Annotated in this window: 15 protein-coding genes; 9 read left to right on the forward strand and 6 right to left on the reverse strand. The window is 74.5% G+C overall.

From position 1 onward, the window contains the following. Positions 1-150: 150 nt before the first annotated feature. Positions 151-1,041, reverse strand: coding sequence for an esterase/lipase family protein (locus tag ACFYWQ_RS06660; protein ID WP_389513433.1), 891 nt, complete (start codon positions 1,039-1,041; stop codon positions 151-153). Between the two features lie 376 nt (positions 1,042-1,417). Here ACFYWQ_RS06660 and ACFYWQ_RS06665 point away from each other — a divergent pair, with 376 nt between their 5' ends. Beyond that, positions 1,418-1,840 carry a cobalamin B12-binding domain-containing protein gene (locus tag ACFYWQ_RS06665; RefSeq protein ID WP_389513434.1) on the forward strand — a complete coding sequence of 141 codons (423 nt, stop codon included), beginning with the start codon at positions 1,418-1,420 and terminating at the stop codon, positions 1,838-1,840. 220 nt (positions 1,841-2,060) lie between these two features. Here ACFYWQ_RS06665 and ACFYWQ_RS06670 read toward each other — a convergent pair whose 3' ends face one another. Together ACFYWQ_RS06670 and ACFYWQ_RS06675 are read right to left on the reverse strand one after the other, a co-directional pair. Further along, positions 2,061-3,677: a DUF5691 domain-containing protein gene (locus tag ACFYWQ_RS06670; RefSeq protein WP_389513435.1), complete on the reverse strand. Its 1,617-nt coding sequence runs from the start codon at positions 3,675-3,677 to the stop codon at positions 2,061-2,063. A 65-nt stretch (positions 3,678-3,742) separates the two neighbouring features. Beyond that, positions 3,743-5,101: an SWIM zinc finger family protein gene (locus ACFYWQ_RS06675; RefSeq protein ID WP_389513437.1), complete on the reverse strand. Its 1,359-nt coding sequence runs from the start codon at positions 5,099-5,101 to the stop codon at positions 3,743-3,745. Between the two features lie 168 nt (positions 5,102-5,269). Between ACFYWQ_RS06675 and ACFYWQ_RS06680 the strand changes: the two genes are divergently transcribed. From ACFYWQ_RS06680 to ACFYWQ_RS06690, 3 genes are all read left to right on the forward strand, one after another. Further along, the gene (locus tag ACFYWQ_RS06680) at positions 5,270-6,469 is read left to right on the forward strand and encodes an AAA family ATPase (protein ID WP_389513439.1); all 1,200 of its coding nucleotides are present in this window, start codon (positions 5,270-5,272) and stop codon (positions 6,467-6,469) included. Between the two features lie 118 nt (positions 6,470-6,587). Beyond that, positions 6,588-9,167 carry a DUF5682 family protein gene (locus ACFYWQ_RS06685; protein ID WP_389514362.1) on the forward strand — a complete coding sequence of 860 codons (2,580 nt, stop codon included), beginning with the start codon at positions 6,588-6,590 and terminating at the stop codon, positions 9,165-9,167. Then, a complete protein-coding gene (locus ACFYWQ_RS06690; protein ID WP_389513440.1) occupies positions 9,164-10,342 on the forward strand; it encodes a vWA domain-containing protein in 1,179 nt (392 codons plus the stop codon). Before ACFYWQ_RS06685 ends, ACFYWQ_RS06690 begins: the two co-directional genes overlap by 4 nt. A gap of 664 nt (positions 10,343-11,006) precedes the next feature. On the opposite strand, the gene ACFYWQ_RS06695 is transcribed toward ACFYWQ_RS06690, so the two are convergent. Continuing rightward, a complete protein-coding gene (locus ACFYWQ_RS06695; RefSeq protein ID WP_389513442.1) occupies positions 11,007-11,162 on the reverse strand; it encodes a hypothetical protein in 156 nt (51 codons plus the stop codon). A 28-nt stretch (positions 11,163-11,190) separates the two neighbouring features. On the opposite strand from ACFYWQ_RS06695, the gene ACFYWQ_RS06700 reads away from it, so the two are divergent. The 4 genes from ACFYWQ_RS06700 to sucD all read left to right on the forward strand — a co-directional run bounded on the left by ACFYWQ_RS06700 (position 11,191) and on the right by sucD (position 14,677). Next, positions 11,191-11,487, forward strand: coding sequence for a hypothetical protein (locus tag ACFYWQ_RS06700; protein WP_389513443.1), 297 nt, complete (start codon positions 11,191-11,193; stop codon positions 11,485-11,487). Positions 11,488-11,645: 158 nt separating this feature from the next. Beyond that, the gene (locus ACFYWQ_RS06705) at positions 11,646-12,020 is read left to right on the forward strand and encodes a hypothetical protein (protein WP_389513445.1); all 375 of its coding nucleotides are present in this window, start codon (positions 11,646-11,648) and stop codon (positions 12,018-12,020) included. A 562-nt stretch (positions 12,021-12,582) separates the two neighbouring features. Then, positions 12,583-13,764 (forward strand): ADP-forming succinate--CoA ligase subunit beta, encoded by a 1,182-nt coding sequence (sucC, locus tag ACFYWQ_RS06710; RefSeq protein ID WP_389513447.1) that lies wholly within the window; start codon positions 12,583-12,585, stop codon positions 13,762-13,764. A 28-nt stretch (positions 13,765-13,792) separates the two neighbouring features. Beyond that, entirely contained in the window at positions 13,793-14,677 is an 885-nt protein-coding gene (gene sucD, locus ACFYWQ_RS06715) for a succinate--CoA ligase subunit alpha (RefSeq protein WP_389513449.1), read from the forward strand. 130 nt (positions 14,678-14,807) lie between these two features. Here the strand turns inward: sucD and ACFYWQ_RS06720 are convergent, their stop codons facing one another. Next, complete coding sequence (locus tag ACFYWQ_RS06720; RefSeq protein WP_389513451.1) at positions 14,808-16,085, reverse strand: helix-turn-helix domain-containing protein; 1,278 nt, start codon at positions 16,083-16,085, stop codon at positions 14,808-14,810. Between the two features lie 113 nt (positions 16,086-16,198). Between ACFYWQ_RS06720 and ACFYWQ_RS06725 the strand changes: the two genes are divergently transcribed. Then, a complete protein-coding gene (locus ACFYWQ_RS06725; RefSeq protein ID WP_389514364.1) occupies positions 16,199-18,268 on the forward strand; it encodes a DUF6350 family protein in 2,070 nt (689 codons plus the stop codon). A 59-nt stretch (positions 18,269-18,327) separates the two neighbouring features. Here ACFYWQ_RS06725 and ACFYWQ_RS06730 read toward each other — a convergent pair whose 3' ends face one another. Beyond that, positions 18,328-19,170 (reverse strand): hypothetical protein, encoded by an 843-nt coding sequence (locus tag ACFYWQ_RS06730; protein ID WP_389513452.1) that lies wholly within the window; start codon positions 19,168-19,170, stop codon positions 18,328-18,330. Between the last annotated feature and the right edge of the window lie 15 nt (positions 19,171-19,185).

The raw sequence follows: 19,185 nt of genomic DNA on the forward strand, positions 1-19,185 counted from the left end.
GGGAAAGGGGCAATCGGCCCTGTTTCGGGGGAGGGTGGACGCGACCTTGGCCCTATGTTCGAAGAATGTTCGATCAGGCGAGGACGGAAAGGGGACGGAAAGAGGGCGGAAAAGGAGCCGACCGCTGTGCGGCCGGTGCGGGTGGGAGTCCTAGGCCACCGTCAGGCCGTCGGCGTGCCCGGCCGTCGGGCTGAGCGTGGTGCGTCCCGTCCCCTCGTCGTCGAGGGCCTGCCGTATGCCGGTCGCGACGGCCGGGTGCACGGTCAGGGCGAGATGGCCGATGCCGCTCACCCGCACGTTCTCGGTCAGCAGGTCGGGGTGGTCGATCCGGGCCGTCTCCAACGGGTCCATCAGGTGGTCGAGGTCGCTCCAGAAGCTGACGAAGCGTGTACGGCAGCCGGGGGCGGGCCGGGACAACTCCTCGATGACCGCCGAGCCGGGGCGCATCTGGCGCACGATGGGGTGCGCGTTCGCTAGGCGGGCCACCCGGGTGCCCGAGTGCGGGGTGCCGAGGGTGACCAGGGTGCGTACGCGCGCGTCACCGCCGAGCCGCTGCGCGTAGTAGCGGGCGATCAGACCGCCGAGGCTGTGCCCGACGACGTCGACCCGGTCGCTGCCGGTGCGTTCGCAGATCTCCTCTATGTGCCGGCCCAGCAGCTCCGCCGCGATGCGGATGTCACAGGTCAGCGGGGAGTAGTTGAGTGACTCGACCCGATGCCTGCCGTGCTGGGCGAGGCTGCGGCGCAGCAGGACGAAGACGGAACGGTTGTCGATGAAGCCGTGCAGCAGGACGACCGGGGGCAGCGGCCGGGCCGGCAGCCGGGCCGGATCCTCGGCGCCGCCCGTCGCGGGCAGTGCGGGGGCGGCTTCACCACGGCGTTCCGGGGTGATGCCGGAGGGGTAGAGGAGCAGATGCCCGGCGAGGATGGCGATGTCCAGCGCGGTCGCCTTCAGCAGAGTCACGGACAGCGCCGGCGGCCTGTCCGGCAGGAGACGCCGACACAACGGTAGTAAGGGCTGCACCAACCGCGTGACCTGCATGGCCGACCTCCTGTCGGCACGCCGAGGACGCCTCTGTCCCCCGTGTGCCCTAGGGGAAGTCGCGGCGGAGCGGGTCGGCGTCCGTCGCCGATGCGCCGCACCGCCATGGCGCGCGGCCTGCGACGCGGCGGTGCGGAAACCCCGTTGCGGCTCCCGTTGTACGCGGTTTCTCCTCGGGTTCCCCCTTCGGGTGAAAAAGAACCGCGTGCGGTGAACGTGTCCCACTGTGTGATTTCCCCCTCGCCGCGTGCCGCGAAACTGCCGGTTACGGGAAGCTGGAGATAACGTTCGTTCACTTTCCTCGGTCGCAGGGGTGGTACCGCTCGGGTCGCAGGGAAGGGATACGGATGGATGGAGTCGCTTCATGGAGGCAGTGATGGGTGTGGCAGCCGGTCCGATCCGCGTGGTGGTGGCCAAGCCGGGACTCGACGGCCACGACCGTGGCGCCAAGGTGATCGCGCGGGCGCTGCGCGACGCCGGCATGGAGGTCATCTACACCGGGCTCCACCAGACTCCCGAGCAGATCGTCGACACCGCGATCCAGGAGGACGCCGACGCGATCGGTCTGTCCATCCTCTCCGGAGCCCACAACACCCTCTTCGCCGCCGTGATCGAACTCCTCGAGGAGCGGGACGCGGCCGACATCCTCGTCTTCGGCGGGGGCATCATCCCCGAGGCGGACATTCCGCCGCTGAAGGAGAAGGGCGTCGCGGAGATCTTCACGCCCGGGGCGACGACGGCTTCGATCGTGGAGTGGGTGCGGGCGAACGCCCGGCAGCCGGCCGCCTCCGGCGGGTGAGCCGACGCCCGTCCGACGCGCCCTGCCGACGCGACGGTGGGGCGCTGGGCCTGGGCGCGCACGGGACGGCGCCGGCGGTGCGGACGCGTGCCTCTGGCGTGGAGGGAAGGGCGCCGGCGGTGCCGACGCGTGCCTCTGGCGTGGAGGGAAGGGCGCCGGCGACGGAGCCGGGTGTGCGTGGCGGGGCGTCGGCGGCCGGGGCGCGGACGCAACGGCGCCGTCACAGAGCCAGCTCCTCCGCCATCACCGCGCGCAGCCGCAACGTCGTCCTCAGCCGCTGGAACGCCTCCGCCCAGTAGCCGCCCGCCCCGGGTGACGCGTCCTCCGACTCGTCCGGCACCGCCAGCAGGCCGTCGAGACGGCCGGCCTCCGCGGGGTCGAGACAGCGTTCGGCCAGGCCCATCACCCCACTGAAACTCCACGGGTAGCTCCCCGCGTCGCGTGCGATGTTCAGCGCGTCGACCACGGCGCGGCCGAGCGGCGGCGCCCAGGGCACCGCGCACACCCCGAGCAGCTGGAACGCCTCGGACAGCCCGTGCGCGGCGATGAACCCGGCCACCCACTCCGCCCGCTCGCCCGTCGGCAGGGTGCCGAGCAGCTTGGCCCGCTCCGCGAGGGACACCGCGCCCGGCCCGCCGGCCTCGGGAGCCGACGGCACCCCGAGCAGGGCCCGCGCCCAGCCGGCGTCCCGTTGCCGCACGGCGGCCCGGCACCACGCAGCGTGCAGCTCACCCGTCCAGCCGTCGGCCACCGGCAGCGCGACGATCTCCGCCGGAGCACGGCCGCCCAGGCGCGCCGACCAGGCGGTCAGCGGGGTCGCCTCCACCAGCTGGCCCAGCCACCAGGACCGTTCCCCCCGGCCGGGCGGAGCCTTGGGTATCACGCCGTCGCGTTCCATGGCCGCGTCGCACTCGTGCGGCGCCTCCACGACGATCGTCGGCGTGTCCCGCGTGCGGTCGACGGCCACGCACGCGACGGCCCGCACCGCCATCCGCGCGGCGAGCGCCGAGCCCGGCAGCGCCGACAGCAGTTCGGCGGCCGTGGCCCGGACGTTGCGGCTGCGGTCGGCCAGGGCCTGCTCCAGGAACGGCTCGTCCCGCGGGCCGAGGCCGGCGCGCAGCGAGTCCAGGAACATCAGCCGGTCCTCCGCACGCTCCGTCGGCCAGGTGGCCGTGAGCAGCGCGCGGCCGGCGTCGGGGTCGTGGGCGCGTACCGACGCGAGGAGCGCGACCCGCTCGGCGAACAGACCCTCCTGCCAGAGCCGGTCGACACGGTCGGTCTCCGCCGGGCCCGGCAGGGACGCGCCGGCGCCCGGGGCCGCCCGCAGGGCGAACCGCCAGTCCGGCTTGAACCGGGCCAGCCACAGGGCTCTCGGGCCCGCGAACTCCAGCGCCGCCGGGCGCAGGTCCGTCCGGCCCCGGGCCGCGTCGAGCAGTGCGGGCAGGGCCTCGGCCGGTGCGGCGAACCCCCGGGCGTTCGCCACCGCCAGCCACTGGGGGAGCAGCTCCATCAGATCGGGCGCGGTACCCCTGCGGCCGCCTCCGCCGGTGCCGGGCCGGTCGGCCAGCAGCAGGGAGAGCCTGCGGGCCGCGGGGGCGGGCAGCGCCGGACGCGGGTCCTCGGGTGCCGGATCCGGCCGGGGCGCGGCCCGCCCCGGCCGCAGACCGGCCCGACGCCGTACGGTCTCGGCGGCCGCCGCGTCCAGCAGGGCGGCCGGCGCGTTCCGCCCGGACGCCGCTCCCGGGGGCGTACGCCGGTCCGTGCCGAGGAGGGCCGCGGTGACCAGGTCCTCCCAGGCGGTCGGTGGGGAGGTGAGGGCAGCCGGGGTGCCGTTCATGACGTTCCCTTCCGTCCCGAGGGGGTGTGCGTGGCCGCCGGAGGAGCGGCCGGGGTCATGTGCGCTCAGCACAGGCGTACCGCCTCTCCGTGATCCGCCGGCCAGGCCGTGAGGGGAGTGAAGCCGCGGTGGCCGCACTCGCCGAACACCGTGACCGGGTGGCCGCCGGAGAGGGCGACCAGGCGCCACAGACCGGGGCGGGACACGGCTGCCGGCGTGAGCGGAAGGGCGGTGTCCCCGTCGGTGTCCGCCAGCTGCCAGGAGGTGCCGTCGGGAGTGGGGACGACGCCGCCGAGGGTGACGGGGACGGAGTCCAGCCAGGGGTCGTCGCGCAGGGCGGCGCCGTAGCGGGCCGCGGCCTCGGCCGTCGTCACGCCGGGCGGCCGGACGCCGGTGGGGGCGGGCGGGGCGAACCGCTCGCCCAGGGACGCCCTCCGCTGCCCCGAGCCCGGGTAGGCGGACACCTCCGCGTCCACGGCCAGGCCGACCGGCAGCGCCAGCTCGGGTGCGCGGCCGGCGGCGCCGTAGGAGAGGAGGAGGACGGTACGGCCGGAAGCGGCGCCGTGGAGCCAGACGCGGCGGGTCGTCAGTTTCGCGTCCCCCGTGTCGTACTGGGCGAGGACGAGCCAGTCGTCCCGCAGCGGCGGTCCGTCCGGCGAGGCGGGCAGGCCGACACGGGTGCGGACCGTCGCGGCCAGCGGGTCCGGCAGGCGGTCGCGGTGCAGCCAGCCCCGGTCGAGCAGGTGGAGCAGCGCGCACTCCTCCAGCAGGCGCACCGGCCAGCCGGGGCCGGAGGCCGGGATCGCCCCCAACTCCCGCACCCGAGCGGCGAGCCCGGGCGCCTGGGCGTCGACCATACGGGCCGCGGTCTCCTCCCACGGCCCGTATCCCGCCTGCTCGGCCGTGGCCAGACCGGAGCGCAGCAGGTCGGCCAGCCGCTGCTCCAGCTCCGTCGCCCCCGCGGTGATCCGCTCGGCGCGGCGCTCCGCTCTCCGGCGGGCCGCCTCCGGATCGGCCGAGGCGGCCGTGGAACCCCGCGCCCCCGCTTCCCGTTTCTCCCCGGTACGCCCGCGCCGTGCCGTGATCCACTCCTCGGCCCAGTCCGGTGCCGCCTGTCCCGCGGGCACCGCGGCTTCCCCGCCGGACCACAGCAACAGCAGCCCGAGCGCGTGCTTGCAGGGGAACTTACGGCTCGGACAACTGCACGTGTACGCCGGTCCCGCGGCGTCCGCGACGTCGACGACCGTCCGGTACGGCTTGCTGCCGCTGCCCTTGCACAGCCCCCACACCATCCCCTCGTCGGAACTCCCCGTCCCGGACCACGGACCCGCCGCGCCGAGCCTGCTTCCCGCCTTGCGCGACGCGACGTCAGGCGCCAGTGCCAGCACCTGGTCCGCCGTCCAGCGCACCCCCTGCTGAGTCATGTCCTCGAAGGTAGATCCACCCACTGACAATCGCGTCGACAGCCGGCCCCACCGCTGGTCCGACGGCTGGCCCCGGACGGCGTTTCCGCAGGTCGGAACGGATTGTCAGTGCCGTGGTGCACGGTGGACACCAGATCCGAACCGGCCGAGCTGGAGGGGGCCTCAGCCATGTCTCTGCCCGTCGACCCGACGACGTCCATCGACCCGACGACGTCCGTCGACCCGTTGCCGGCGGAACCACGTCAGAAGCAGCCGAGGGAGGAACAGCCGGGGAGCGAGGAGCAGCGGGGCGATGTGCTGCGACCGCACGCCGAGGACGCCTTCGCCGGCGAACTCGCCGCCCTGGCCGCGCAGGACGACCGACCGCGCCCGGCCCGCTGGAGGCTGTCTCCGTGGGCGGTCGCCACGTACCTCCTCGGCGGCACCCTGCCGGACGGCACGGTGATCTCCCCGAAGTACGTCGGACCGCGCCGGATCGTCGAGGTCGCCGTCAGCACGCTGGCGACCGACCGGGCCCTGCTCCTGCTCGGTGTGCCCGGCACCGCCAAGACCTGGGTCTCCGAGCACCTCGCCGCGGCCGTCAGCGGGGACTCCACCCTGCTGGTCCAGGGCACCGCGGGCACCCCCGAGGAGGCGATCCGCTACGGCTGGAACTACGCGCGGCTGCTGGCGCACGGCCCGAGCCGGGACGCCCTCGTGCCCAGCCCGGTCATGCGGGCCATGGCGGAGGGGATGACGGCGCGGGTCGAGGAGCTGACCCGCATCCCGGCCGACGTGCAGGACACCCTCATCACCGTCCTGTCGGAGAAGACGCTGCCGATACCGGAGCTGGGGCAGGAGGTCCAGGCCGTCCGCGGATTCAACCTGATCGCCACGGCCAACGACCGCGACCGCGGGGTCAACGAGCTCTCCAGCGCCCTGCGCCGCCGGTTCAACACGGTGGTGCTGCCGCTGCCGGCGAGCGTCGAGGCCGAGGTCGACATCGTTGCGCGGCGCGTCGAGCAGATGGGCCGCTCCCTGGAGCTGCCGGCCGGGCCCGACGGCCTCGACGAGATCCGCCGGGTGGTGACCGTCTTCCGCGAGCTGCGCGACGGGATCACCTCCGACGGGCGTACGAAGGTGAAGTCGCCGAGCGGCACCCTGTCGACGGCGGAGGCGATCTCCGTCGTCACCAACGGACTCTCCCTGGCCGCGCACTTCGGCGACGGCGTGCTGCGGCCGGGCGACGTCGCCGCGGGCATCCTCGGCGCGGTCGTCCGTGACCCGGCCGCCGACCGGGTGGTGTGGCAGGAGTACCTGGAGGCGGTGGTCCGGGAGCGGGACGGCTGGACGGACTTCTACCGGGCCTGCCGGGAGGTGAGTGCGTGAGCGGCATCGACGGCGACCGGGGGCGGGACGTGAGGGGTGCGGTGGTCCGCGGGGTTGCGCGGCCGGCGCGGCCGGGGGACGACGACACGACGTGGACCCGCAGCCGGAGGGGGACGGGATGACGGGCCGGGGGACGGCCGTGGACGCGGACGTCGGCCGGCCGGTGGCGGGGGACGCCGTCCCGGGCTCCCCGGCCGGCCGGGGAGCCGGCGAGGGGCGGGCGGGCGGCGGGAGGGCCGGTGCGGGGGAGGCCCTGTTGCTCGGGGTGCGGCATCACGGGCCGGGGTCGGCCCGGGCCGTCCGGGCGGCGCTGGAGGCGGCGCGGCCCCGGATCGTCCTGATCGAGGGGCCACCGGAGGCCGACGCGCTGATCCCGCTGGCGGCCGACGAGGACATGCGGCCACCGGTGGCGCTCCTCGCCCACGCCGTGGACGAGCCCGGGAGGTCGGCGTTCTGGCCGATGGCCGAGTTCTCGCCGGAGTGGGTCGCGCTCCGGTGGGCCCTGGAACAGGGGGTCCCGGCCCGTTTCATCGACCTGCCGGCCACCCACACGCTGGCCTGGGACGACGGAGCTGACGGAGACGAAGGAGAGGAAGGAGGCACCGGGGACGAGGGGGAAGCGGGCGAAGCGGGGAACGCGCACGGCGGGAAGGCGGGCGAGGGAGCCCACGAGGGCGGGAGGAGCCCCTCGGGGGTGGACGGGCTCCGCGGCGATCCGCTCGCCGTGCTGGCCGACGCCGCCGGCTACGACGACCCCGAACGCTGGTGGGAGGACGTCGTCGAGCACCGGGGCGCGGGGGAGCGGGACCCGTTCGCGCCGTTCACCGTGCTGGAGGAGGCGATGGGGGCGCTGCGGGAGACGCACGGCGACGCGGGGAACGGCCGGGACGCCGTACGGGAGGCGTACATGCGGCTCCGGGTGCGGGCGGCGCAGCGGGAGTTCGGCGACGGGGGCGTGGCCGTGGTCTGCGGGGCCTGGCACGTGCCCGCGCTGCGGCGCAGGACCGGCGTCGGCGCCGACCGGGCGCTGCTCAAGGGGCTGCCCAGGGTCAAGACCGACCTGACGTGGGTGCCGTGGACGAACCGCAGACTCGCGCGGGCCGGGGGATACGGCGCCGGTATCGAGTCGCCGGGCTGGTACGGGCATCTGTTCGCCGTGCCGGACCGGCCGGTCGAGCGGTGGCTGACCAAGGTGGCGGGCCTGCTGCGCGAGGAGGACCGGATCGTGTCCTCGGCGCACGTCATCGAGGCGGTACGGCTGGCCGAGACGCTCGCCGTGCTGCGCGGCAGGCCGCTGCCCGGCCTGAGCGAGACGACGGACGCGGTGCGGGCGGTGCTGAGCGAGGGGTCGGAGGTGCCGCTGGCGCTCGTGCACGACCGGCTCGTCGTCGGGGACGTCCTGGGCGAGGTGCCGCGCTCCGCGCCCGCGGTGCCGTTGCAGCGCGACCTCGACCGGATACAGCGCAGGCTCCGGCTCAGACCGGAGGCGGCGGAGCGGGAGGCGGAGCTCGACCTGCGCAAGGAGAACGACGCCGAGCGCAGCGCACTCCTGCACCGGCTGCGGCTGCTGCGCGTCCCCTGGGGCGAGCCGGTGGCCTCGCGGGGCAGCACGGGCACCTTCCGGGAGACGTGGCGGCTGCGCTGGGAGCCGGAGCTGTCCGTGCGGGTGGCCGAGGCCGGGGTGTGGGGGACGACCGTGCTCGCCGCCGCGACGGCCAAGGCGGAGGCGGACGCCGTGGGCGCGCGCACCCTCGCCGAGACGACCGCGCTCGCCGAGCGCTGTCTCCTGGCGGGTCTGCCGGGGGCGCTGCCCACGGTGATGCGGGTCCTCGCCGACCGGGCGGCGCTCGACACCGACGTCGGCCATCTCGCCCGGGCGCTGCCCGCCCTCGTCCGCTCCCTGCGCTACGGCGATCTGCGCGGCACCGACACCGGCGCGCTCGCCGATGTCGCCGCGGGCCTCGCCGAGCGGGTCTTCGTCGGTCTGCCCCCGGCCTGCGCCGCGCTGGACGCCGAGGCGGCCGAGGAGATGCGGGGACACGTGGACGCGGTGCACGGGGCGGTGCGGCTGCTGGAGGAGGCGCTCGGCCCGGGAGGGGAGCGGCCGGCCGGCACCCCGGCGCGCCGCGGCCCCGGCCCCGGTGGCCTGCGGAGCCGTTGGCGGACCGTGCTGGGGGTGCTGTCCGGGCGGGACGCGGTGGCGGGCGTCGTCCGTGGACGGGCCGTGCGGTTGCTGCTGGACGAGGGGGAGGTGGACGCGGACGAGGCGGCGCGGCTCATGGGGCTGGCGCTGTCATCGGGGACGCCACCGGGGGAGGCGGCCGCCTGGATCGAGGGCTTCGTCGGCGGAGGCTCCGGCGGCGGGCTGCTCCTCGTGCACGACGAGCGGCTGCTGAGCCTGGTCGACGGCTGGCTGACGGGGGTGCCGGCGGAGGCGTTCACGGATGTGCTGCCGCTGCTGCGGAGGACGTTCTCGGCGTACGAGGCGGGGGTGCGCAGAACGCTCGGGGAGCTGGTGCGGCGCGGTCCCGGCCGGCGGGGGAGCGGCGTGGGCGCGGGCGACGGGAGACCCGGTTTCGCGGCCGGACTCGACGCGGGGCGCGCGGACGCCGTGCTGCCCGTGGTGCGGCTGCTGCTGGGACTGGACGCGGAGGGACGGCCGCTGGACGACAACGACGAGGTGAGGGCGGGCGGATGACGACCGAGTGGAACGATCCGCGAGAGACGGAGTCCCGGCAGGAGCGGCTGCGGCGCTGGCGGCTCGTGCTCGGCGGCGAGGAGGCGGACGGCACCGGGTGCGCACTGTCCGGGCGGGACGCCGCCATGGACGGGACGCTCGCCGCGCTCTACGGGAGACGGGACGGCGCGCCGAAGGGCCGGGACCGGTCGGCGGGGCTCGGGGCGTCGGCGCCGTCCGTGGCCCGCTGGCTCGGGGACATCCGTACGTACTTCCCCTCCTCCGTCGTCCAGGTCATGCAGCGGGACGCCATCGACCGGCTCGGGCTGGCGACGCTGCTGCTGGAGCCGGAGATGCTGGAGGCGGTCGAGGCCGACGTGCACCTCGTCGGCACGCTGCTCTCCCTGAACAAGGCGATGCCGGAGACGACGAAGGAGACGGCGCGGGCCGTCGTGCGCAAGGTCGTGGACGACCTGGAGAAGCGGCTCGCCACGCGGACCAGGGCCACGCTCACCGGCGCCCTCGACCGCAGCGCGCGCGTCACCCGCCCCCGCCACCACGACATCGACTGGAACCGCACCATCGCCGCCAACCTCAAGCACTACCTCCCCGAGCACCGGACGGTCGTGCCCGAGCGGCTCGTCGGATACGGGCGGGTCTCCCGGTCCGTGAAGAAGGAGGTGATCCTCTGCATCGACCAGTCGGGGTCGATGGCCGCTTCGGTCGTCCATGCCTCCGTGTTCGGGGCGGTGCTGGCCTCCATGCGGTCGATCAGCACCCGGCTCGTCGTCTTCGACACGGCGGTCGTCGACCTCACGGACCAGCTCGACGACCCGGTGGACGTCCTGTTCGGCACCCAGCTCGGCGGCGGCACCGACATCAACCGGGCGCTGGCGTACTGCCAGTCGCAGATCACCCGGCCCGCGGAGACGGTGGTCGTGCTGATCAGCGATCTCTACGAGGGAGGCATACGGAACGAGATGCTGAAGCGGGTCGCGGCGATGAAGGCGTCGGGCGTGCAGTTCGTCGCGCTGCTCGCGCTGTCGGACGAAGGGGCGCCCGCCTACGACCGGGAGCACGCGGCCGCGCTCGCGGCGCTCGGCACACCGGCGTTCGCCTGCACGCCCGACCTCTTCCCGGAGGTGATGGCCGCGGCGATCGAGAAACGTCCGCTGCCCGTGCCGGACGGGGAGTAGAGGAGCGGGAAGGAACGCGCGGGTGAGAAAAGGGACATGACAGCCCATCGGTAACGGGGGGCTTGCGTAACCTCGGCACCCCCGTGCAAGGATCGTCGCCTCCCCCATCTCGTTCGTCGCACGGGAGGATCCCTTTCTTGGCCCGGCCTGCCGCGTTCTCCGCTGCCGCTCCGCGCGTTCCGCGCACGGCGGTCGGTCGGCGTGCGCTGCGGGTCGCCCTGCGGGGCGCGCTGCTGGTGGGCGGGTTGTTCGTGCTCGGGGTCCTCTTCGGAGGGCAGGCGCAGGCGGCTGAGGGGGCGTCCGCGCCGGCGGCGTCGTCCCTGCCGACCACGGTGACTGTGTTCGGGCCCGTGTCCGGATCTGCGCATGTGTCGGTGTCGGTGACGGTGTCGGCGCCCATCACCGCATCCGCATCCGCATCCGCATCGGTATCGGTGCCTGTGACGTCTGTGGTCGGGGCGGTGACGGAGGAGTCGGCCGAGGTCCGGGTGGACGTGCCGTCCTTGTCGTCCTCGCCCCTCCTGCCGAGTCTGCCGAACCTTCCGGTCCTGCCGGCCCTTCCCGCTCTTCCGGACCTGCCGGGTCTTCCCGACCTGCCGGGTCTTCCGACGCTGCCCTCGGCGCCGTCGCTCCCCTCGCTCCCCTCACTGCCCTCCCAGCCCTCTCAGCCGTCCGAGCCCTCCCAGCCGTCGCTCCCGACCGTGCCGGACGCTCCGGCGTCGCCGGTGCTGCCGTCGACGCCGTCGGACCTGGTGGAGCAGCCGGGCGGCACGTCGGCGGCGCCCGTGGCGTCGACGCCGGACGCGGGTCCGGGCGTCACCTCGTCGCCGTACGGTCCGGCGAGCGCCGTGAGCGGGTTCGGGGCGGGTGCGGTGGCCCACGCGTGTGTGCACCGTGATGCGCACGCCGGTGAGGTGTCGGCGCGCGCCGGCCTCCTCCCCGCGCACCGGGGACCCGCCGGTCACCCCGACGGTGCGCTGGGCAGCGTGCCGGTCGTCGACAGCGGCTCGGCGCGTCACGGTGACGCGCACGCCGTGACCCCCGGTGACCGGCTGCCGCTGCGGCTGGTGCCCGGCGGCGCCGTGCGTGCCGACGCGGCCGAGACCCGGGACCGGTACCGGGACATCCCCGTCTTCCCCGGCTAGGGCGGACCTCTCCCTCCGTAGACCTGCCGCGCGGGGGCGAAGACAGGTCTGCCCGCCCGCCCGGAGCCCTTCAGCGCTTCCGCTGCCCGCTCCGGTGCCGGGATGTCCCCAGCCTTCCGAAGTCTCGGAACCCGAGGATCTAAGGATCTGACGTACGCATGAACAAGAACATTCGCCGTTCCGCCGCCGCCATGACCACCGGTAGCTCCACCAGCTCCACCAGCTCCACCAGCACCACCAGCACCGACAGCGCCGAGAGCACCGGCAGCGCGGGTGCGGCGACCCGGTCCGCCGAGGTCGCCGGCACGGCGCGGACCTCCGGCATCCGGGGAGCGCAGGCCGTCCTCGGCGCCAGGGCGGCGCGGGCCGCCCTCGCCGCGGCCAAGGCGAAGGCGTTCCGGTCCGTCGCCGCGTCCGCGGGCGACCTCACCGGGAGGGGTGGCTTCTCCCACGGATGGGCCGAGGCCGTCGTGTTCACGGCCTACCCGTGGGCGGCGGAAGCCGGCGAGCCCTCCGCCGCCCACCCCGCCTGAGCCGCGCACCCGCCTGAGTCGCCCACCGCGCCTGAGTCGCCCCGGTACCTGACCGGTCACCCCCACCCCCACCCCCACCCCGCACCCTCCCCATCCCCCACACCACTCCCCGCCTCCCCCCACCGCTCACCCCGCGCAACCAACGCATGCGCGAAATCCGCTTCCGCGGGGCACAAGGACCCGGACGGCCGAAAGCCGTCGGCCGTGTCCGGCCGTGGGCCCGGCGGACCGGGCGGATCGTCCTCATTGGGGTGAGAACGACCCGCCCCAGCCCCTACGGGGCTGCACTCAGGGCCTCACCGGGCGAACCCCAGCCCGGTGAGGCCCCTCACCTGCGGCACGGCGTGCCAGTGAACCAGGCATCATGTGACAGGTATCACCGCTCAGGTGTGACATGCGATTTAGAGGGCCCCCGGAAGCAGCGATAACCTGCGAGACGGACATGCCGCGCGCTCGGACACCGTGTGCGCTTCCCTTGTGACACATGCGGTCGTCACGTTGCCCTTCGCGGCACGCCCACGCATCCAACGAACCGCGAGATCACTGATAGGGACGGAAGCGCGTGGACCTGTTCGAGTACCAGGCGAGGGACCTCTTCGCCAAGCACGATGTACCGGTGCTGGCCGGTGAAGTCATCGACACGCCTGAGGCGGCGCGCGAGATCACCGAGCGGCTGGGCGGCAAGTCCGTCGTCAAGGCCCAGGTGAAGGTCGGTGGTCGCGGCAAGGCCGGCGGCGTCAAGCTGGCCGCCACCCCGGACGAGGCCGTCGCCCGCGCGACGGACATCCTCGGCATGGACATCAAGGGCCACACGGTCCACAAGGTGATGATCGCCGAGACCGCTCCGGAGATCGTCGAGGAGTACTACGTCTCCTTCCTCCTCGACCGTGCCAACCGCACCTTCCTCTCCATCGCCTCCGTCGAGGGCGGCATGGAGATCGAGGAGGTGGCGGCCACCCGCCCCGAGGCCGTCGCCAAGACCCCGATCGACGCCATCGACGGCGTGGACGAGGCCAAGGCCCGCGAGATCGTCGAGGCCGCCAAGTTCCCGGCCGAGGTCGCCGACAAGGTCGCGCACGTCCTCGTCAAGCTGTGGGACACCTTCATCAAGTCGGACGCCCTCCTCGTCGAGGTGAACCCGCTCGCGAAGGTCGCCTCCGGTGACGTCATCGCCCTCGACGGCAAGGTGTCGCTCGACGACAACGCCGAGTTCCGTCACCCCGAGTTCGAGGAGCTCCACGACAAGGCCGCGGCCAACCCGCTCGAGGCCGCCGCCAAGGAGAAGGGCCTCAACTACGTCAAGCTGGAGGGCGAGGTCGGCATCATCGGCAACGGCGCCGGCCTGGTCATGTCGACCCTGGACGTCGTCGCGTACGCCGGTGAGCAGCACGGCAACGTCAAGCCCGCCAACTTCCTGGACATCGGTGGCGGTGCCTCCGCCCAGGTGATGGCCAACGGCCTGGAGATCATCCTCGGCGACCCGGACGTCAAGTCCGTCTTCGTCAACGTCTTCGGTGGCATCACCGCCTGTGACGAGGTCGCCAACGGCATCGTCCAGGCCCTGAAGCTCCTGGAGGACCGCGGCGAGGAGGTCACCAAGCCGCTCGTCGTCCGCCTCGACGGCAACAACGCCGAGCTCGGCCGGCAGATCCTCACCGACGCCAACCACCCGCTGGTCCAGCGCGTCGACACCATGGACGGCGCGGCCGACAAGGCCGCCGAGCTGGCCCACGCCGCCAAGTAAGCACTCAGGACGAGGACACCAACACACCATGGCTATCTGGCTCAACAAGGACAGCAAGGTCATCGTCCAGGGCATGACCGGCGCCACCGGGCAGAAGCACACCAAGCTCATGCTCGGCGACGGCACCAACGTCGTGGGCGGCGTGAACCCGCGCAAGGCGGGTCAGTCCGTGGACTTCGACGGCACCGAGGTACCCGTCTTCGGCACCGTCAAGGAGGCCATCGAGGAGACCGGCGCCAACGTCTCCGTCATCTTCGTGCCGGAGAAGTTCACCAAGGACGCGGTCGTCGAGGCCATCGACGCCGAGATCCCGCTGGCCGTCGTGATCACCGAGGGCATCGCCGTGCACGACACGGCCGCCTTCTGGGCGTACGCCGGCAAGAAGGGCAACAAGACCCGGATCATCGGCCCGAACTGCCCCGGCATCATCACCCCGGGCGGCTCGAACGTCGGCATCATCCCCGGCGACATCACCAAGCCGGGCCGTATCGGCCTGGTGTCGAAGTCCGGCACGCTGACGTACCAGATGATGTACGAGCTCCGTGACATCGGCTTCTCGACGGCCGTCGGCATCGGTGGCGACCCGATCATCGGCACCACGCACATCGACGCGCTCGCCGCGTTCGAGGCCGACCCCGACACCGACCTGATCGTCATGATCGGCGAGATCGGTGGCGACGCCGAGGAGCGGGCCGCGGACTTCATCGCGAAGAACGTGACCAAGCCGGTCGTCGGCTACGTCGCGGGCTTCACCGCCCCCGAGGGCAAGACGATGGGCCACGCCGGCGCCATCGTGTCCGGTTCGTCCGGTACCGCCCAGGCGAAGAAGGAGGCCCTCGAGGCCGCGGGCGTCAAGGTCGGCAAGACGCCCACCGAGACGGCGAAGCTGGCCCGCGAGATCCTGGCCGGCTGAGTTTCCTGGTCGGCCGATTTCTTGGCCGGCCGATTTTTGGCCGACCGAGCTTCCTGGCTGACGCCGGTGGGCCCGTCCCTGTCCTGGGGACGGGCCCACCGGCGTTTTCTCCGCCCGCGGGGCGGGGCGCTCACCTGGTCTCGGGGACGAGCCGTTCCGGGCCGTGGGCCGACTCCGAGCGCAGCTTCGCCCGCAGGGAGAGCCGCGCGCCCGACAGGGGGCCGGGAGCCGTCTTCGGCGGGACGCCCTGGACCGTTTCGCCCGGCGGGACCGGTGGCTCGTACCGGGTGGGAGCCGTGTAGAGGGTCAGGCAGGTCGCGCCGATGAGGGCGACCGTGAAGGCGATGGCCGCGCGGGTCCACTGGCGGGCGCGGTGCTCGCTGCTCCTGCGTACGGCGGTCGGCTTGGCCGCGCGGAGGCGCTCCGCGGAGGCCGTCTCCGCCAGGCGCCGGTGCAGTGCGGTGGGGTCCGCCAGGGAGGGGAGGCGGGAGGAGATCACCGCGCGGGCGTGCAGCAGGCGGTTGGCCGCCGCGGGCGTGCTCGCCTCCGTCTCGGCGGCCGTCTCCGGCAGGTCCAGGCCGACGCCGTCGTACAGCAGCAGGGTGCGGCGGTGGGGTGGCGGGAGGGTCAGGAGCACGTCCATCAGCGCGCGGTCGGAGGCGGCGGCCGGCGGGGGCTCGGGGTGGCGGAACCTGGGGCGGAACTGGTGCCAGGGGGAGAGCGCGTACTCGTACGCCGCCGCCCGCACCCAGCTCGCCGGGTCGGGGTCGACGGCCACCTCGGGCCAGCGCTGCCAGGCGAGCTGGAAGGCCCGCTCGACCGACTCGCGCGCGAGTTCGCGGCGGCCGGTGAGCAGGTAGGTCTGGCGCACCAGGGCCGGGGCGCAGAAAGCGTAGAGGGCGTCGAACGCCTGAGCGGGCGTCAGGAGCGCGGCGGGGTGACGGCTCGCCGCTGAGCGCCCGGCTGCCGCGCCGCCCCTCGGAACCGCGAGCTCCGCGTGTCCCGCCCCGCCAGGCCCCGCACCTTCCGCCCCGCCAGGCCCCGCACTTTTCGCCGCGCCAGGCCCCGCACCTTGCGCCGCGACAGGCTCCCCCCTTCTCACGGCGGCGGGCTCCGCACCCTCCGCCGTTGCGGAAGCCGTGGCGGTGGTGATGTCCGCCGGCGTCCGCTCCTCCGGACGGGCCGTCATTTCCGCGTCGTCCGACGGGTGTACCGGCTCGGACAGCACCTGCGCGTACGCTTCCCGCGCCCGCCCCCGCGGAGTCGAGCGGCCGGCCTCCCACCTGCGCACCAGATCGCGGCTGACGCCCAGCCGTGCGGCGACCTGAGCCTGTGTCAGCGCACGCTCCTCGCGCAGGCGTCGGCGTTCCTCGGGTGGGGGGAGCGGGGTGTCGGAGTCGTGTGTCACCGGTCGCCCCTTCGTACGAAAAAGTACATAAACGTATATTGAGCGACACAGCGGAAGTTTGCCTGTTGCGACGGAAAGGCGCGTGTCGTTGGCAGCATGACGACGTGATCCAGATGACCGCTCGCCGCTCGTCCTCGCCGTCGCTCACCCGGGTGCGCGACCGCTCGCCCGGACTGGGCGCCAGCCTCCTGGGCGGGGTGCTGGCGGCCGGGCTGGGGCTCGGTTCGTCCGCCGTCCTCGTCATGGTGCTGTGGATCAGTTCGCCCTATCCCGACAGCGGTCCGGGCGGCGCGCTGCATGTCGCCGCCGCGCTCTGGCTGCTGGCCCACGGGGCGGAACTGGTGCGCGCCGACACGCTGTCCGGGGGTCCGGCGCCCGTCGGTGTCACGCCGTTGCTGCTGCTCGCCCTGCCGGTGTGGCTGGTGCACCGGGCCGCGCGCGACGCGGTGTACGGGGGCGAGGGGGAGGACGTGCCGCTGGTGGGCGTGCGGACCGCATGGCTCGGGGTCGTGGCCGGATACCTCGCGGTGGGGGCGGGCGCGGCGGTGTACGCGGCCGGGGGTGCGCTGCGGCCGGCGTGGGGGTGGACGGCGGTGTGTCCGCCGGCCGTCGTGGTGGGCGCGGCCGGGGTGGGGGTGTGGACGGCGTACGGGCGTCCGCGGGGACCGGCCGGCGGTGCGCTGCTGGTGGTGCCGCGGTGGGTGCGGCGGCTGGTGCTCGCGGTGCAGGGGCGGGAGTGGGCGGGGGTGGCGCTACGGGCGGCCGGGGCGGGGGTGGCGGTGCTCGGGGGTGGCGGCGCCTTCCTGGTGGCGGTCTCCTCGGTGTGGCACCTCGGGGCGGCGCGCGGGGCGTTCGTGCAGCTGACGGAGGGGTGGTCGGGGCGGTTCGCGGTGCTGTTGCTGTGCCTGGCGCTGGTGCCCAACGCGGCGATGTGGGGGGCGTCGTACGCGGTGGGACCCGGCTTCCTTCTCGGCACCGGGCACGTGGTGGGGCCGCTGATGTCGGATCCGGCGCCCCTGCTGCCGCCGTTCCCGCTGCTCGCGGCGGTGCCGGAGGCGGGCGCCGGAGGGCCGTGGAACTGGGCGGCAGGGGTGGTGCCGGTCCTGGCCGGCGGCACGGTGGGCGTCTTCGTGGGGCGGGCGGCCGCCGAACGGTCATGGCGGTGGACCGTACGGGTGGTCCTGGTGGCGGGGGCGGCGGCCGGGGTGACGTCGGGAGTGCTCGCGGGGATGGCGGGCGGACCGCTGGGCGTGGCGGGGCTGGCCCGGTTCGGGCCGGTGGGGTGGCAGGTGGGGGTCGCGGTGGCCGTGTGGATCGTGGCGGTCGGGCTGCCGGTGGTGCTGGTGACACGGGTCTGGCTGCGCCGGAGCCCCGGAGCGGATCAGGAGGGAGGGACGGTGCCGGTGTCCGTGACGGTCCCGGCGCCCGCGCGTGGGCCCGTGTCGGCGGGGGCCGTTCCCGTTCCCGGGGAGTGGGACGTGGCGTACGACGCCGGGCGGGAGGACGACGACTTCGGATGCGAGCCGTACGACGGGGGAAGCACCGGGGCGGGCTGGTACGGCGACGAGGCGAGGGAGTCGCGGTGGGCGGCCTTGCGGGAGGCGGGAACAGGCGAGGCGCCCCCGGTCCCGGCCTCGACCCTGGTCCCGACATCGGCCCCGGACCACTCGGCCCCGGACCACTCGGCCCCGGACCACTCGGCCCCGGACCACTCGGACACGGGCCCACGCCACCCGGCCCCGAGCCCGGACCGCTCGGCCCCGGACGTCCGGAACCCGGACTCGGCCCCGAAACCGACCTCGAAGCCGCACCGGGAGGACGACCCCCAGGACCGGACCGCCCCGACACTCGACCCCCGATCGGAGCCGGAGCCGGAGCGGGATCCGGAGCTGGAGCGGGATCCGGAGCTGGATCCGAAGTCGAAGCCGAAGCCGAGGTCGGATCCAGAGCCGCAATCGCCACCGGAAGGCCCCCCGCTCACGGAAAGCCGACCGGAGTCGGCGGACAAAGCGACGGACAAACCGACGGCCAAACCGACGGCCAAACCCACGGACAAACCGACGGCCAAACCGACGGGCAGGACGCCGGACAAGGCGCCGCCGCCGCACCCGACGCCGGCCTCGACGACGACGAACTCACCGCACAAGACGCCGGACGAAGCACCGCACAGGACGCCGGACTGAATGACGGCCCGCGCCCCCCGGCACCGCGACCGAAACCGCCCCGCCCCGCCCCCGTGGTCCTACTCGCCCACCCCCAGAACCCCCCGCAGCTCCCGCGGCAGCAGCTCACTGCACGACTGCTTCGCCTCGTGCGTCAGCGCGTCCTTCGTGCAGGTGTAGTAGTCCCGGTACACGAGCTGGGTCGTGAAGGCCGCCGCGACCAGGACCAGGGCCAGCGAGGCCGTGACCAGGCCGGTGACCGCGGCGGTGGTCTGGGGGCGGCCGGTGGGCGCGGGGGTGTGCGGGGCGGCCGGGTCGGTCGGGTCGGGGGTGCGGGGCTTGGTGCGGAGGGCGCCGATGCCCCAGTACAGTGCCAGGCCGCCGAGCAGCAGGGCCACGTAGGGCCAGCCGAAGAGGGCGAAGAAGAAGCCCCACATACCGGACAGCAGCGCGTACCGCGCGCGGCGCTGGGCGGGGTCGGTGGGGTCCCACCGCGGGGTCGGGTTCGGGCCACCGGGATCGCCCTCGGGCCCGCCGGGACGCTGGCCGAAGCCGCCGGGGGAGCGGCCGGGCTGGCGGTCGCTCCACTGGCTGCCCCAGTGTCCCCCGCCCCCGTCCCCGCCGCCGGTGTCCTGGCCGCCGCCGGCGCCGGGCGGGGGCCCCGGAGCGGGGTGGCGGGGCTGCCACGGCCGGTCCGGAGTGCCCTCCGGCGGCGGGGCGAAGGGGTTGTCGTCCTCGGACTGGGGCTGGGACTGGGGCTGGGACGGGGGCTGGGGGGCGCCGCCCTGCTCGTCGCCGTTCTCGCGGCCCGAGGGCGCGTCGGGCGGGGACGCTGGGCGCTCCCGCAGCAGCACGGCGCCGCGCTCCCCTCCCTGCGGCGACTGCGGGGGGAGCGTGAGGAGTCGCAGACTGCGGTCCGGCATCAAGTGAGCGTCTTC

This window comes from Streptomyces sp. NPDC003247 (genome assembly GCF_042888135.1).
GTDB lineage: Bacteria > Actinomycetota > Actinomycetes > Streptomycetales > Streptomycetaceae > Streptomyces.

Bases quoted from the DNA above. Each gene is read 5' to 3' on its own strand.
- ACFYWQ_RS06660 (WP_389513433.1), bottom strand. From the start codon at position 1,041: ATGCAGGTCACGCGGTTGGTGCAGCCCTTACTACCGTTGTGTCGGCGT.
- sucD (WP_389513449.1), top strand. From the start codon at position 13,793: ATGGCTATCTGGCTCAACAAGGACAGCAAGGTCATCGTCCAGGGCATG.
- ACFYWQ_RS06730 (WP_389513452.1), bottom strand. From the start codon at position 19,170: ATGCCGGACCGCAGTCTGCGACTCCTCACGCTCCCCCCGCAGTCGCCG.
- ACFYWQ_RS06690 (WP_389513440.1), top strand. From the start codon at position 9,164: ATGACGACCGAGTGGAACGATCCGCGAGAGACGGAGTCCCGGCAGGAG.
- ACFYWQ_RS06705 (WP_389513445.1), top strand. From the start codon at position 11,646: ATGAACAAGAACATTCGCCGTTCCGCCGCCGCCATGACCACCGGTAGC.
- ACFYWQ_RS06675 (WP_389513437.1), bottom strand. From the start codon at position 5,101: ATGACTCAGCAGGGGGTGCGCTGGACGGCGGACCAGGTGCTGGCACTG.
- ACFYWQ_RS06725 (WP_389514364.1), top strand. From the start codon at position 16,199: ATGACCGCTCGCCGCTCGTCCTCGCCGTCGCTCACCCGGGTGCGCGAC.
- ACFYWQ_RS06665 (WP_389513434.1), top strand. From the start codon at position 1,418: ATGGGTGTGGCAGCCGGTCCGATCCGCGTGGTGGTGGCCAAGCCGGGA.
- ACFYWQ_RS06680 (WP_389513439.1), top strand. From the start codon at position 5,270: ATGTCTCTGCCCGTCGACCCGACGACGTCCATCGACCCGACGACGTCC.
- ACFYWQ_RS06670 (WP_389513435.1), bottom strand. From the start codon at position 3,677: ATGAACGGCACCCCGGCTGCCCTCACCTCCCCACCGACCGCCTGGGAG.
- ACFYWQ_RS06685 (WP_389514362.1), top strand. From the start codon at position 6,588: ATGACGGGCCGGGGGACGGCCGTGGACGCGGACGTCGGCCGGCCGGTG.